Origin of the sequence: Rubrivivax gelatinosus (genome assembly GCF_016583785.1) — a bacterium.
GTDB classification, from domain to species: Bacteria; Pseudomonadota; Gammaproteobacteria; order Burkholderiales; family Burkholderiaceae_C; genus Rubrivivax; species Rubrivivax gelatinosus_B.
The window spans coordinates 1-16394 of record NZ_NRRU01000060.1 but is presented as its reverse complement, the minus strand read 5'-3'; the positions used below and the strand labels follow the sequence as shown (position 1 = coordinate 16394).

Sequence of the window (16394 nt, the reverse complement as noted above, 5' to 3'; positions counted from 1 at the left end):
TACCGAAAGACGGTACACAAAGCGGCCACCTCAACCGAATCCGGAGCACGGCATGACGATCACCGTCCGCGGCATCAGCTATCAAGAGAACCTCGACAACGACATGGGGCTCGAGTTCTACGACCTCAGCCACCCGTGGGGGCTGGGCCAGCCCTGCTGGCCGTATTTCGAGGACGTGAAGATCGAGCGCCTGCACACGATGGCGCGCAGCGGCGTGCTGACGCAGCGCATCACGACGGTGATGCACTCGGGCACGCACATCGACGCGCCGGCGCACGTGGTCGAAGGCACGCCCTTCATGGACGAGGTGCCGCTGCCCTACTTCTTCGGCACCGGCGTCGTCGTCTCCATCCCCAAGGGCCGGTGGGAGGTGATCACCGCCGAGGACCTGGAGCGCGCGTCGCCGCAGATCCGCGAAGGCGACATCGTCATCGTCAACACCGGCTGGCACAAACACTACGGCGACAACCGCCAGTACTACGCCTACTCGCCCGGCTTCTACAAGGAGGCCGGCGAATGGTTCGCGAAGAAGAAGGTGAAGATGATCGGCACCGACACCCAGGCGCTGGACCACCCGCTGGGCACCGCGATCGGCCCGCACGGCCCGGGCTGGCCCAACGGCCTGCTGCCGCAGGTCAACCAGGAGTACGAGCGCGAGACCGGGCGCAAGGTGATCGAGGATTTCCCCGAATGGGAGCCCTGCCACCAGGCGATCCTGCAGGCCGGCATCTGCGGCATCGAAAACGTCGGCGGCGACATCGACAAGGTCACCGGCCAGCGCGTCACCTTCGCCGCCTTCCCCTGGCGCTGGACGAACGGCGACGGCTGCATCGTGCGGCTGGTGGCCATCGTCGACAAGCGCGGCGGCTACCGCATCGAACGCGGGGAAGGCTGAGCCCCCGCCTGGCCGTCTGCAACCGAGGGCGGTGCACGGCCAGGTATGAACCTCATCAAATTTGGCTAGATAACTTTGATAAAGGTGCTGTTTTAGGGCCTAACACCAAGTCATATCCCGCATTGTGCTGACCTAAGCTTCGTCTCGTCCCGGGGGACTGCACCGAAGGTGTGCTCCCGGCCGTCGTCGAACAGGGGACTGAATACATGCACAACCTGGCATTGCGGGCCGTGGCTGCAGCCACGCTTCTGGCTTGTTCCGCGCTTCACGCCCAGACCCCGCCGGACGCCGGCAAGCTGCTGCGCGACGCCGAGCGCAGCAACACGCTGCCGCCCCCGGTGCCGCCGCCCGCAGCGGCACCGGCGCGCCCGGCGCAGCCGGTCTCGGGCCCCAGCGTGCAGGTGCGCGCCTTCCGCCTGACGGGCGTCAGCCTGCTGTCCGAAGCCGAACTCCAGGCCCGCCTCGCCCCCTTCGTCGGCCAGACCGCCGGCCTGGCCGAGCTGCGCCGCGCCGCCGACCTCGTCGCCCAGGCCTACCAGGAAGCCGGCTGGCTGGTGCGCGCCTACCTGCCCGAGCAGGAACTGCGCGACGGCGTCGTCACGATCGCCGTGCTCGAAGGCCGGCTGGGCGGGGTGCGCGTCGAGCAGGCACCGCCGGGGCGCAACATCGGCGAAGAGCAGGTGCGGCGCACGATGACGGCGCGCCAGAAGATCGGTGCCCCGGTGCGCGCCGACGACGTGCAGCGGGCGATCGGCCTGCTCGACTCGCTGCCGGGCGTGACCGCCAGCTCCTTGCTCGAACCCGGCGATGAGCCGGGCGAGACCCGCCTCGTCGTCACGGTGCAGGACGAACCGCTGCTCAGCGGCCACGCCCAGTTCGACAACGCCGGCACACGCGCCAGCGGCGAATGGCGCACCAGCGGCGGCGTCGAGATCAACAGCCCGCTGCGTTTCGGCGACCAGCTGCAGTTCTTCGGCAGCCACAGCGCCGGCTCCGACTACGGCAGCGCCGCCTACAGCGCGCCGCTGGGCGCCGACGGCTTGCGCGCCAGCGCCAACCTCTCGCGCCTGGCCTACGGCTACGACCTGACCGGCACGCGCTACAGCGGCGGTGCGACGAGCTGGGGTGCAGCGCTCAGCTATCCCATCTTGCGCCGCCAGTTCTCGACGCTGGGCATCAACCTCGCGCACGACCGCAAGAGCTTCGACAACGCGATCGCCGGCATCCAGCTGAGCGACAAGCGGCTGAACGTCAGCAGCCTGGGCCTTTCCGGCGACGCCAGCGACGCGCTGTTCGGCGGCGGCGTCACGCAGTTCTCGCTGACGCTGACGCTGGGCCGGCTCGACCTGGGCGGCAACGCCGCCGACCTGGCCGCCGACCAGACCCCCGGCGGCCCCGACCGCGACGGCAGCTTCCGCAGCCTGGGCTGGCAGCTGACCCGGCTGCAGCGCCTGAGCGCCGCCGACTCGCTGCAGCTGACGCTGGCCGGCCAGCGCGCCAGCCGCAACCTCGACTCGTCGCAGAAGTTCGGCGTCACCGGCCAGTCGGCCGTGCGCGCGTATTCGAACTCCGAGCCCAGCGGCGACGACGGCACGCTGCTGTCGCTGGAATGGCGCCGCCAGGTGCACCCCGACCTGACGCTGTCGCTGTTCCACGACCACGCCTGGCTGCGCCGCGACCATGAGCGCAACAGCGCCACGCTGGACCCGAACCGCTACCGGCTGTCCGGCAACGGCGTCGGCGCGACCTGGACCGCTCCCGGCCGCGTGCTGGTGCGCGCCGCGCTCTCGTGGCGCCACGGCGACAACCCGGTGCGCAACCCCGCCACCGGCGACGACAGCGACGGCACCGAGCGCGACCCGCGCCTGTTCGTCTCGCTCATCAAGGCTTTCTGAGGCCGCAGCGCCTCCTGCGCGGGCCGCGATGGCCCGTCGCCCTGAACCTCTTTCGGAGAACACCATGAACCAAGGTCCTGGCGCCATCAACCGCATCTATCGACTGGTCTGGAACGACAGCACCGGGGCCTGCGTCGCCGTGGCCGAGGGCACACGCGCACGCGGCAAACGCAGCTCGGGTGTCGCCGGCGTCGCGCTCGGCGTCGGTCTGGTGCTGTCGGGCAGCGCCTGGGCCGCCGGGCCGCCGGCGCCGGACGCCTTGCCGCAGGGCGGGCGTGTGGTCAGCGGCCAGGCGGCGCTGAACCAGCAGGGCAGCCGGCTCGACATCACCCAGGGCGGGCGACGCGCCGCGATCAACTGGAACAGCTTCGACATCGGCAGCCAGGCGCAGGTGCAGATCCGCCAGCCCGACGCCCAGTCGGTGCTGCTGAACCGCGTCACCGGCGCCGATGCGTCGGCGATCCAGGGCCGTCTCAACGCCAACGGCCAGGTGCTGCTCGTCAACCCGAACGGCATCGTCTTCGGCCGCAGCTCGCGCGTCGACGTCGGCGGCATCGTCGCCAGCACGCTGGACATCGCCGACGAGGACTTCGCCGCCGGGCGCATGAAGTTCACGCGCGGCGCCACGGCCGGCAGCGTCGTCAACCAGGGCACGATCAAGGCCGCTTCCGGCGGTTATGTCGCGCTGCTGGCGCCCGAGGTCATCAACGAAGGCGTGGTCAGCGCCCGCCTGGGCACGGTGGCGCTGGCCGCCGGCGACGCGGTGACGCTGGACATCGACGGCAGCGAGCTGCTGGGCGTGCGCGTCGACCCGGCGACTGTCGCCGCGATGGTCGAGAACCGCGAGCTGGTGCAGGCCGAAGGCGGCCGCGTGATCCTCAGCGCCGGTGCCGCGCAGCGCCTGCGCGCGCAGGCGGTGGCCGGCAGCGCCGGCGCCGATGCGCTCGTCGACGACGGCGGCACGCTGCGCCTGGTGTCGGTGGGCGGCCGCATCGAAGCCGCGGGTGGCCGGGTCGAGGTCGCGGCCTCGACCGTCGACGTTTCGGGCCAGGTGCTGGCCGGTGGCAGCCGCGGTGGCAGCATCGAGCTCCAGGCCGACTACCTGGGCCAGGGCGGCACGCTGGACACCAGCGCCAGCGCCGGCAGCGGCGGGCGCATCGTGGTTGCGGCCGGCACCGTCGTGCAGACCGCGTCGGCGCAGCTGAAGGCCGACGGTTCGGCCGGCGGCGGCCGCATCCGCGTCGAGGCCGACGATCGCCTCTACAGCTCGGCGAGCTTCAGCGCGCTGGGCCGCGGCGGTGTCGGCGGCGACCTCGCACTCACCGCCGACAGCCTGCAGCTGCGTGCCGCGACGCTGGACGCCAGCGGCCGCAACGGCGGCGGGCGCATCCGCGTCGGCGGCGGTTTCCAGGGCGGCGACGCCGACCTGGCGAACGCACGTGAGCTGGGTGTCAACGGCAGTACCGTGCTGCGTGCCGACGCCACGCGCTCCGGCGACGGCGGCGAGATCGTGCTCTGGTCCGACGACAGCACGCTCTACGGCGGGCGCCTGAGCGCACGCGGCGGTGCGCGCGGCGGCAACGGCGGCCGTGCCGAGGTCTCGGGCAAGCAGGACCTGGTCTTCGGCGGCAATGCCGACCTCGCCGCGCCCAAGGGCCGCGCCGGCCGGCTGCTGCTGGACCCGCGCAACATCATCGTCGACAACGCCGGCAACTCGCTGGCCTCACTGTCGCTGGACGACCCGACGGCCTCGGCGACGAACGGCTTCGGCACCTATACCAAGGTGCTGTCCAACGGCAGCGTCATCATCAGCGCGCCGCTGGCCGACACCGGCGGCAGCGCCGACACCGGTGCCGTCTACCTTTTCAACAGCAGCACCGGCGCGCTGCTTTCCAACCTGCGCGGTGCCGCTGCCGGCGAGCGCGCCGGCAGCGGCGGCGTGCAGCTGCTCGCCAACGAGAACTACCTCGTGCTGAGCCCGAGCTATGGCAGCGTCAGCAGCGTCAACACCTTCAGCCTCAGCACCGCCGACTCCAACGCGGTGCCCGGCGCCAGCGCCTACGCGATCCAGCAGAACACCAGCGCCGCCGCCGGCGCCATCACCTGGCAGAGCAAGACCGGCAGCGGCAGCGCCACCATCGGCAGCGGCAACAGCCTGGTCGGCAGCACCGCCAACACCGACAGCGTCACGCGCTACAGCTACTCGGGCAACACGATCAACAACAACGGCGCGATCACGATCACCGCCGACGACCGCCTGGGCAACGTCACCACCTACGACGCCTACGGCGGCGTCGCCGTCGCCGGCACGACGACGATCACGCAGCTGGCCGACGGCAACGTCGCGATCGCGACGCCGAACTGGTTCAACGGCCGTGGCGCCGTCACCTGGATGAACGGCAGCAACGGCCAGCTCGCCACCGGCGCCGCCGGCGGCAGCGTCTCGGCCAGCACCGCCCTCGTCGGCAGCACCGGCATCCGCAGCCAGGCGCTGGTCGACACCGACAGCGGCAGCCGCAAGATCTACGTGCTCGGCGTCGACCAGGGCCTGCCCTACACCTACACCCAGGGCGCGACCAACCGCCGCACCGCGCCGCCCGGAGGCGCCGGCGACGCGGTCGGCCAGAGCGTCACCGCGCTGCCCGACGGCGGTTACGTTGTCGCCAGCCCGAACTGGACCAACGCCGGCACCGCCTACGCCGGTGCCGTGACCCACGGCGCGGCCGGCGGCAGCGCCGGCGCGGTCGGCGCGGCCAACAGCCTGGTCGGCAGCCACGCCTACGACTTCGTCGGCAGCGGCGGCGTCAGCCTCGTCGGCAGCGGCGACTACGTCGTCGCCAGCCCCTACTGGAGCGACAGCGCCAACAGTGCCGCCGGCCACTACCTGGACAACGCGCCCAACGGCGCCGTCACCTGGGTCGACGGCAGCAGCGGCAATGTCTACGGCGCCGGCAGCGCCGGCGCCACCGTCGGCAGCGGCAACAGCCTGACCGGCAGCGCCGGCTCGGCGCTGGGGGCGCTCGACCCGTCGAGCACCTCGCCCTACACGGCCTACGACTACACCTCGGGCAACGTGCTGACGACGACCAGCGGCACGCGCACGCAGGCCGGCAGCAACGGTGTCGTGCGGCTGGACAACGGCAACTACCTCGTGCACAACCGCGCCTGGAGCAGCGGCAAGGGTGCGATCACCTTCGGCGCCGGCGCCAGCGGCGTCGCCGGCGTGGTGTCGGCGGGCAACAGCCTGGTCGGCAGCACGGCCGGTGACTTCAGCTCGAGCAGCGTGCTCGAGCTCTCGGGCAGCAACTACCTCGTCGTCACGCCGTATTCGGATCTCGGCGCCGTCGACGGCGGCGCCGTCACCTGGGGCTCGGGCACGAGCGGCGTCAGCGGCGCGGCCGCCAGCGGCAACAGCCTGTACGGCAGCCATGTCGGCGACCGCGTCGGCCTCGGCGGCGTGCTGGCCGTGGGCACGACCGACGCCGACGGCCTGCGGCCGAACGCGATCGTGGCGAGCCCGCACTGGGGCAACCGCTCGGCCGCGACCTCGACCGTGGCCTACGGCGCCGTCACCTGGGTCGACGGCAGCAACGGCCACGCCCGCGGCGAGGCCGGCACCGGCAGCGCGGTCGCGGCGGCCAACAGCCTGGTCGGCAGCCATGACGGCGACTACGTCGGCAGCATCCACCTCGTCGACTCGCGCTCCACCAGCTCCGTCGGCGACGGCAGCAACCTGCAGCAGGTGAACGGCGCCTGGGACGCGGTGCTCAACGCCAGCGTCGACGTGCTCGCCAACGGCGACTACCTGGTGCGCAGCCCCGGCTGGGACGGCGGCAAGGGCGCGGTCAGCTGGGGTGCGGGCGCCAGCGGCACGGCCGGCGCGGTGGCGTCGACGAACAGCCTGGTCGGCAGCGTCGCCGACGTCGTCAGCACCAGCACGGCGACGCAGACGCGCGCCGGCATGAGTTTCACCGACACCACCTACCGCCTGACGACCACCGGCGACCACGTCGGCCTGCTCGGCTACGCGCTGGACAACGGCAACTACCTCGCGATCAGCCCGTTGTGGAACACCGGCCGCGGCGCGATCACCTGGGTCGGCGCCGGCCAGCGCACCGGCACGGTGTCGGCCGCGAACAGCCTCGTCGGCAGCACGCCCGACAGCTACGCCGACGTCAACCAGAGCAGCATCACCGCCGCCGGCGACCGCCTGGGCACGCTGCCGAACACGAGCTGGGTCGTGCCGGTCGTCAGCGAGACGACCGTCAGCGGGCAGACCTACACGACGACGCAGCAGCGCCTCGTGGGCCCGTACAACTTCGGCGTTGCCAGCCCCGTGGCCACGTTGAGCTGGTACAGCGGTGGCGGCAACGTCACGCTGGGCAGCACCTACTACGTCAACTACGGTCCGCAGAACCTCTCGCTGGTCAGCGAGTACGACTTCCTGGCGACCGGCTTCCGCTACAACGGCACGCCCATCGTCAAGGAGCTGGACAACGGCAACGTGCTCGTCGCCAGCCCGGGCTGGAACAACAGCGGCGCGGCGCAGGCCGGCGCGATCAGCTGGATCAACGGCACCACCGGCGCGCTCGCCGGCGGCGGCAGTGGCGGCACGGTCTCCGCGGCCAACAGCCTGGTCGGCAGCCATGCCGGCGACGTGCTCGGCTACCGCCTGCCGGTCGACGGCGTCGCCCAGCTGACGAACGGCAACTTCGTGCTCCTCAACCCGCAGTGGTACGAGGAGCGCGGCGCCGTCACCTGGGGCAGCGGCAGCGCTGGCGTCAGCGGCACGGTGTCCTCGAGCAACAGCCTGGTCGGCAGCACCGGCTCGGGCAGCGTCGCCTTCGCCACGCTGGGCAGCACCTATCGCATCATCGGCGAGACCGATATCAACAGCGACTGGGTCGACCGCACGTCCGACCATGCCGGCGACAACGTCGGCGCCGGCGGCGTCACGGTGCTGGCCGACGGCAACGCCGTCATCGGCTCGCCGCTGTGGAGCCAGAGCAGCGGCTGGACGCAGGTCGACCGGCCCGACTCGCTGGGTGCCGCGACCTGGCTCGACGGCAGCAACGGCCAGCTCAAGACCGGCGCGGCCGGCGGCACGATCAGCGCCGCCAACAGCCTGGTCGGCAGCCAGCACGGCGATGCCGTGGGCTACAACGCCTGGGTCGACCCGAACTCGGGCCTGCACTACGTCACCTACGGCATCACCGCGCTGGACAGCGGCGCCTACGTCGTCGCCAGCCCCTGGTGGTCCAACGGCAGCGTCGCCGGCGTCGGGGCGGTGACACACGTCGCCGCCGGCGGCAGCGTCGGCAGCGTCGGCACGGCCAACAGCCTGGTCGGCGGCAGCGCCGGCGACCACATCGGCCGCACGCTCTCCAGCGTCGACTGGTACACCTTCGGCGCCCAGATCGACCGCGGCGTCGTTGTCCTCGACACCGGCAGCCAGAAGAACTATCTGGTGCGCAGCACCGACTGGACCAACACCTACAGCGGCGGCGCCGCCGCTGGCGCCGTGACCTGGGTCGACGGCAGCACCGGCCGCGCCTACGGCGAAAGTGGCAAGGCCGCGACCGTGTCCGAGCGCAACAGCCTGGTCGGCAACAGCGCCTCCGACGGCGTCGGTTCGCAGTTCATCGTGCTGACGCGCGAGGTCTCGGGCCACCAGGTGGCCACCGGCGACCTGCTGGTGCTGAGCAACCTGACCGATTGCGACGCGGTCGGTGCCGGCGCGATCACGCTCGTCTCCGGCGCCCACGGCGCTTCGGGCCCGGTGAGCTGGCGCAACAGCGCCATCGGCCTGGCCGCGGCCGACGACGGCCTGTCGACCGTCGGCTTCGACGGCTGGTCCTACACCAGCGACGTGCACGCGACGCTGCTGCCCAGCCTGGTGACGTCCGCCGAGCAGGTCGCGTGGCGGCCGCTGGTCTGGGTGGCACCGAACGCCACCAGCGGCAAGAACGCCAGCCAGGCGCTGGCGCTGACGCTGCTGGCCGACAACAACGCCGCGCCCGTCAGCAGCAGCCAGATCAACGGCAGCAGCGGCAACGCCAACTGGGAAGGCAGCCTGTACGCCGGCAACGGCAGCGGCTTCACCGGCGTCGGTGGCAGCAGCGGGCTGCTGGCCTTCAACACCCATGCCGGCCAGGACGTCGTCATCACGCCGCAGACGATCACCTCGATGCTGAACGCCGGCACCGCGGTCACGCTGCAGGCGAGCAACGACATCACGGTGCTGCGCGACATCCTCGTCAGCGCCGGCGGCCACGGCGGCGACCTGAAGCTCGAAGCCGGGCGCTCGGTGCACCTGCGCGCCAACATCGACACCGACAACGGCCGCTTCACCGCGATCGCCAACCAGAGCGTCGCCAACGGGGTCGTCGACGCCGACTGCAACAGCTGCGAAGCCGTCGTCAGCCAGGCCGAGGGCACCTACATCGACACCGGCAACAACTACCTGACGCTGACGGTGCTGGACAGCAGCGACAAGACCTACGACGCGGCGGGCACGCTGCGGGCCTCCAGCCTGGACGGCTTCTTCCTGCAACTGGCCAACTACGGCGCCAACGGCAGCGGCGACGGCCGCGGCATCCGCTTCAACGACGGCGCCGTCGTCGGCAGCAGCGGCACCGAGCGCACCGAACTCTTCATGCGCGGCAACAGCGCCGCCGGCGGCGGCCTGGTGCTGGCCACCGACACCCAGCTCGTGGGTACGCACACGCTGGTGGTCGCGCCTTCCGACCTGAGCCACGGCATGGTGCTGGGCGCGGCCAGCGGCGGCGCCAACCTGGCGCTGACGACGGCCGAAGTCGGTGCCGTCGTGCACCAGAGCGCCGGCTTCAACTACGTCCAGTTCGGCAGCGGCGACCAGGAGCAGGCGCTGGTGATCAACACGCTGGACTTCACCCAGGCCTCGATGCTGCGGCCCGGCAGCAGCACGCTGAACGCGAACCTGCGCTTCACCAGCGGCAACGGCATCGACGTGCAGGGTGCGCTGACCTCGGGCGTGGCTGCCGGCCGCACCCTGGAGCTGGAGGGCTGGGGCGACATCACGCTGGGCGCGTCTTCTTCGATCACCGCCACCACCGGCAACCTGAGCATCAGCACCGCCCGCTGGCTCGGCACCGCCGCGCTCACCCAATTGGCGGGCAGCAGCCTCAACGCCACCAGCCTGGCGCTGAACGTCGAAGACGCGGTCGCGCTGTCAGCGGGCAGCAACACCATCGGCACGCTCACCGGCCACGCCGGCAGCAGCGGGCAGATCAAGACCACCAGCAGCGTCACCATCGGCAGCGGCGGCCTGAACGCCGACGCCGGCCTGGTGCTGCAAGCCAGCGGCGCCAGCAGCGACATCACGCTCAACGGCACGGTGAGCAACGGCAGCGGCAATCTGGTGCTGGCCGCCGGCCGCAACTTCGTCAACAACCGGCCGAGCAACACCGGCCTGAACGCGGGCAGCGGCCGCTACCTCGTGTACTCGGCCGACCCGACGGCCAGCACCGAGGGCATGACCGGCTACAACAAACACTACGCGCAGAGCTACAGCGCCGGCAGCACGCCGGGCTACGCGGCCAGCGGCAACTGGTTCCTCTACAGCGTCGCGCCGACGCTCGCGGTCAGCGCCGGCAGCGGCAGCAGCGTCGTCTACGGCAGCAGCGCATCGGCGCCGACGGTCGGCATCACCGGCTTCATCGACGGCGACACGGTGGCCAGCGCGACCAGCGGTTCGCTCGACACCAGCCTGTCCAGCTACACCGCCAGCGGCGCCGGCTACATCCCGGTGGGCAGCTACACGCTGGCGCTCAACGGCCAGGGCAGCTTTGCCAGCAGCCTGGGCTACACGATCAACGTCACCACCGGCTCGAGCACGCTGACGGTCACGCCCAAGGCGATCAACGTCAGCGGCCTGAGCGCCAACGGCAAGGTCTACGACGGCACGACGACGACCAGTGTCAGCGGCAGCGCCGGCATCGTCGGCGGCGGCAGCAGCAGCGGCGACGGCAAGTACCTGAACAGCGACGTCATCAACATCACCGGCACCGCGGTCGGCAGCTTCGCCGACCGCCACGCCGGCAGCGGCAAGACGGTGACGCTGTCGGGGCTGACGCTGGGCGGCGCCGACGCCGGCAACTACACGATCAGCGCCGGTTCCGTGACCGCCGACATCACCGCCAAGACGCTGAACGTCGGTGGCCTGAGTGCCGCGGCAAGCAAGGTCTACGACGGTGGCCTGGCCGCCCTGGTCAGCGGCAGCGGCACGCTGCTCGCCACCCAGGCGCCCGGCAGCGGCAGCAGCAGCGACGGCAAGCCCTACAGCGGCGACACGATCGCGCTCACCGGCACGGCCACCGGCAGCTACAACGCCGCCAGCGTCGCCGGTGCGAACACGGTCGGCTTCGGCGGCCTGACGCTCACCGGCGCCCAGGCCGGCGACTACGTGCTCGCCTTCGGCAGCCAGGCGGCGACGATCACGCCGAAGACGCTGACGCTGTCCGGCCTGACGGCGCAGAACAAGGTCTACGACGCGACGACCGCGGCCAGCTTCACCGGCAGCGCCGGCCTGACCGGCATCGTCGGCAGCGACGCGGTGGCGCTCGCCGGCACGTTGTCGGCGGTGTTCGCCGACGCCGATGCGGGCACGAACAAGAGCATCACGACCAGCGGCCTGACCCTCACCGGCGCCGCCGCGGGCAACTACAGCCTGGGCGCCTACAGTGCCCAGGCCGACATCACGGCGCGCACCCTGAACGTCAGCGCGCTCGACCGCTCCAAGACCTACGGCGACGCCGACCCGACGCTGGGCTTCAGCGTCGGCGGCCTGGGCCTGGTCGGCGGCGACAGTGCGGCCGACGTCTTCGCCGGCCTGCTCGCGACCGCCACCGGTGCCAGCGCGACCGCCGGCACGCATGCGATCACCCAGGGCACGCTGGCTGTTGCCGACGGCAACTACCAGCTCGGCAGCTTCAGCGCCGGCACGCTGACGGTGGCCAAGGCGCAGCTGGACGTGACCGCTGCAGACCGCAGCAAGGTCTACGGCGCGAGCGACCCCGCGCTGGCCTACGGCGTCGATACCGGCGACCTGAAGTACGCCGACACGGCCGCGGTGGTCAGTGGCCTGAACCTGGCGACGGCCACCGGCGCCGCGGCGACGGCGGGCACGCACGCGATCGCGCTGAGTGGCGGCAGCGCCGCCAACTACGATCTCGTGCTGCACGACGGCACGCTGACGGTGTCCAAGGCGGCGCTGACGGTGAATGCGGCCGACGCCGCCAAGGTCTACGGTGCGGCCGACCCGACGCTGGCCTACACGGTGGATGCGAGCCAGCTGAAGTACAGCGACGGGGCCGGCGTGGTCAGCGGTGTCGCGCTGACGACGGCCACCGGCGCGGCGGCGACGGCGGGCACGCATGCCATCGCCGCCAGTGGCGGCACGGCGGCGAACTACGAGCTGCAGTACGTTGCCGGCACGCTGACGGTGGCCAAGGCGCAGCTCGACGTGAGCGCGGCCGACGCCGCCAAGGTCTACGGCGCAGCCGACCCGACGCTGGGCTACACGGTGGATGCGAGCCAGCTGAAGTACAGCGACGGGGCCGGCGTGGTCAGCGGTGTCGCGCTGACGACGGCCACCGGCGCGGCGGCGACGGCGGGCACGCACGTCATCGGCGCCAGCGGCGGTACGGCGGCCAACTACGATCTGGTGCTGCACGACGGCACGCTGACGGTGGCCAAGGCACAGCTGACGGTGAGCGCCGACGACAAGTCGCGCATTGCCGGCGAACCCGACCCGACGCTGACCTATTCGGTGAACACGAGCCAGCTGCTGTATGCCGACACCCCCGGTGTCGTCAGCGGCGTCGTGCTGAGCGCTCCCAGCGGCGCCGGTCTGGCGCCGGGCAGCTATGCCATCGTCGCCGCCAACGGCAGCGCGGCGAACTACGAGCTGCAGTACGTCGACGGCGCGCTGACGGTGAAGCCCTCGTCCAACGTCAACTCCGAGAAGCTGACGAACCAGGTCGGCAACGACACCGGCAACGGCGGTGGTGCGACGACGGTGGTCACGGTGCCGCCGGCCGGTGGCACGCCGGCGCCCAGCCTGGGCCAGCCGGGCTCGCTGGTCGTCGTCGGCGGTGGTGTCTCGGGCGGTGGCGATGCGCCGTCCGCGGGCAGCACCGGCGGCAGCGGCACGACGGGCGCTGCGCCCGGCACCGGTGGCGCGGGCGTCGGTGGTGTTGCCGACACGGGCGGCGCGGGTGCGGCCTCGGGTGGCGCCTCGGGCGACGCCTCGGGCGCTACCTCAGGCAGCACCGGCGGCACCTCCGGCGGCTCCACAGGCGGCTCCACAGGCGGCGCCTCGGGCGGCACGTCCGGTGGCGGTGCGGGTGGCACGTCCGCCGGCTCAAGCTCGGGCGCTGCGGCGAACCCGGGCGGCGACGGCGGCACGCCGGTGAGCGGCGGCGCAGCCGACGCCAACCCGGCCGCGCGCCTGGTCGCGATCGAGCCGCAGAGCCAGCTGAACCTGACGCCGGCCAGCGGCTTCCGCTTCGACGCTGGCGCCAGCTTCGAGAAGCCGCCCGAAGCCAAGGTGGGCTACAGCGCGCGTCTGGCCGACGGCCGGCCGCTGCCCTCGTGGGTGGTGCTGGACGCCAGCACCGGCGTGCTGAGCGGCACGCCGCCGGCCGGCGCGCCGGTGACGCTGGACGTCGTCGTCACGGCGCAGGTCGAAGGCGGCGCGTCGGCGGCGACGCAGGTCAGCCTGCGCGTCGGCAACTGAAACAGCGCGGCGGCGCTCCGGCGCCGCCGCGTTAGTTCAGGCCGCCAGCAGCTGCCGCAGCACGAACGGCAGGATGCCGCCGTGGTGGTAGTACTCGACCTCGATCGGCGTGTCGATGCGCAGCGTCAGCGCCAGCTCGCGGCGCGTGCCGTCGGCGGCGGTGATGACCAGCGTCGCGTCCGCCAGCGGCTTCAGCTCGTCGGCCAGGCGCACGTCGACGGTCTCGTCGCCGCGCAGCCCCAGGCTCTGCCAGGAGTCGCCGGCCTTGAACTGCAGCGGCAGCACGCCCATGCCGATCAGGTTGCTGCGGTGGATGCGCTCGAAGCTGCGCGCCACCACCGCCTTGATGCCCAGCAGCATCGTGCCCTTGGCCGCCCAGTCGCGGCTGGAGCCGGTGCCGTATTCCTCGCCGGCGAAGATCACCGTCGGCACGCCGGCGGCGACGTACTTCATCGCCGCGTCGTAGATCGGCAGCAGCTCGGGCTCGGCGCCGCCCTGGTACAGCGTGTAGCCGCCCTCGACGCGAGTGCCGTCTTCGCGCGGCGGGATCAGCAGGTTCTTGATGCGCACGTTGGCGAAGGTGCCGCGCATCATCACCTCGTGGTTGCCGCGGCGCGCGCCGTAGCTGTTGAAGTCGGCCGGCAGCACGCCCAGTTCACGCAGGTAGCGCCCGGCCGGCGTGGTTTCGCGGAAGCTGCCGGCCGGCGAGATGTGGTCGGTGGTGATCGAGTCGCCGAACAGGCCGATGACGCGTGCGCCCTGCACGCCGGGCACCAGCGCCGCCGGCTCGAGCGCGAAGTCGCGGAAGAAGGGCGGCTCGGCGATGTAGCTGCTGGCCGGCCAGGTGTAGACCTCGCCGGTGACGCCGCGGATCTTCTCCCAGAGCTTGCCGGGGTCGGTCTCCACCTTCTCGTAGTTCTGGCGGAAGGCTTTGCCGTTCATCGCGTACTTCATCAGCGCGGCGATCTCGTCGCTGGTCGGCCAGATGTCGCCGAGGAAGACCTCGCGCCCGCCTTTGCCGATGCCGACCGGCTCGGTCATCAGGTCCTTCGTGACGTTGCCGGCGATCGCGTAGGCCACCACCAGCGGCGGGCTGGCGAGGAAGTTTGCCTTCAGGTTGGGGTGGATGCGGGCTTCGAAGTTGCGGTTGCCCGACAGCACCGCGGCGCAGACCAGGTCGTGGCCGGTGATGGCTTCGTTGATCTCGGGCGCCAGGTCGCCGGCGTTGCCGATGCAGGTGGTGCAGCCGTAGGCGGCGACGGCAAAACCGAGCTTCTCCAGATACGGCAGCAGGCCGGCTTTCTCCAGGTACTCGGTGACGATGCGCGAGCCCGGCGCGAGCGAGGTCTTGACGTGTTTCTTCACCTTCAGCCCGGCCTCGACCGCCTTCTTCGCCAGCAGGCCGGCAGCCAGCAGCACGCCGGGATTGCTGGTGTTGGTGCAGCTGGTGATGGCAGCGATCAGCACGTCGCCGTTGTGCAGCTCCAGCCCGCCGGCGGCGGTGACCGCCGGCGCCAGCTTGGCCGCCGGCTGGTCGAAGCCGTTGTCGGCCACCGGGGCGCTGAAGAGTTCGGTGAAGCGGCTCTTGACCTGGCCGATCTCGATGCGGTCCTGCGGGCGCTTCGGGCCGGCCAGGCTGGGCGCGACGGTGGACAGGTCCAGGCGCACGAGCTGGCTGTAGTCGATGTCGGCGGCACGCGGCACGCCGAACAGCTTCTGGGCGCGGAAATAGGCTTCGAAGGCCTCGATTTCGCGTTTCGTGCGGCCGGTGCCGGAGAAGTAGTCGATGGTCTTCTCGTCGACCGGGAAGAAGCCCATGGTCGCGCCGTATTCGGGCGCCATGTTGGCGATGGTCGCGCGGTCGGGCAGCGACAGCGTGCGTGTGCCTTCGCCGCAGAACTCGACGAACTTGCCGACCACCTTCTCCTTGCGCAGGATCTCGGTGACCGTCAGCACGAGGTCGGTGGCGGTGACGCCTTCGCGCAGCTGGCCGGTGAGTTCGAAGCCGACGACGTCGGGCGTCAGGAAGTAGACCGGCTGGCCCAGCATGCCGGCTTCGGCCTCGATGCCGCCGACGCCCCAGCCGACGACGCCGATGCCGTTGATCATCGTCGTGTGGCTGTCGGTGCCGACCAGGCTGTCGGGGTAGTACAGGCCGTCGGCCGTCTTGTGCACGCCGCGCGCCAGGTACTCCAGGTTCACCTGGTGCACGATGCCGAAGCCCGGCGGCACGACGCCGAAGGTGTCGAAGGCGCCCATGCCCCACTTCATGAACTGGTAGCGCTCGAGGTTGCGCTTGAACTCCAGCTTCATGTTCAGGTCCAGCGCCTTCTTCGTGCCGTAGTAGTCGACCATCACGCTGTGGTCGACGACCAGGTCCACCGGCACCAGCGGTTCGATCAGCTTCGGGTTGCGCCCCAGGCGCTGGGCGACGTTGCGCATCGCCGCCAGGTCGGCCAGCAGCGGCACGCCGGTGAAGTCCTGCAGCACGACGCGTGCGACGACGAAGGGGATCTCGTCGCTGCGCGGCGCATTCGGCGCCCACTGCGCGAGCTGGGCCACGTGTTCGGGCGTCAGCTTGCGGCCGTCGCAGTTGCGCAGCACGCTCTCCAGCACGATGCGCAGCGACACCGGCAGGCGCGAGACGCCGGGCCATGTCTTCGCCAGCGCCGGCAGCGAGAAGAAGCGGCCTTCCTTGCCCGAGGCGGTCTTGAAGGTCTTGATCGTCTTCGCGAACGCGTGGGCTGCCGGTCGGGTGGCGGTTTTGCGGGACATGCGGTTCCTCCGGGGGTCAAGGGGCGGGGCCATTGTGGGCACGGACGGGAGG

The 16394-nt window shown here is 71.5% G+C and carries 4 protein-coding genes; 3 read left to right on the top strand and 1 reads right to left on the bottom strand.

Annotated features, from left to right (window positions below; genetic code table 11):
- The first annotated feature begins 52 nt into the window (after window positions 1-52).
- The 3 genes from CKO43_RS15930 to CKO43_RS15920 all read left to right on the top strand — a co-directional run bounded on the left by CKO43_RS15930 (window position 53) and on the right by CKO43_RS15920 (window position 13567).
- Window positions 53-895 carry a cyclase family protein gene (locus tag CKO43_RS15930; RefSeq protein WP_200228846.1) on the top strand — a complete coding sequence of 281 codons (843 nt, stop codon included), beginning with the start codon at window positions 53-55 and terminating at the stop codon, window positions 893-895.
- Between the two features lie 206 nt (window positions 896-1101).
- Window positions 1102-2790 carry a ShlB/FhaC/HecB family hemolysin secretion/activation protein gene (locus CKO43_RS15925; RefSeq protein ID WP_200379213.1) on the top strand — a complete coding sequence of 563 codons (1689 nt, stop codon included), beginning with the start codon at window positions 1102-1104 and terminating at the stop codon, window positions 2788-2790.
- Window positions 2791-2854: 64 nt separating this feature from the next.
- Entirely contained in the window at window positions 2855-13567 is a 10713-nt protein-coding gene (locus CKO43_RS15920; RefSeq protein WP_200379212.1) for an MBG domain-containing protein, read from the top strand.
- 36 nt (window positions 13568-13603) lie between these two features.
- Here the strand turns inward: CKO43_RS15920 and acnA are convergent, their stop codons facing one another.
- Complete coding sequence (gene acnA, locus CKO43_RS15915; protein WP_200379211.1) at window positions 13604-16342, bottom strand: aconitate hydratase AcnA; 2739 nt, start codon at window positions 16340-16342, stop codon at window positions 13604-13606.
- Between the last annotated feature and the right edge of the window lie 52 nt (window positions 16343-16394).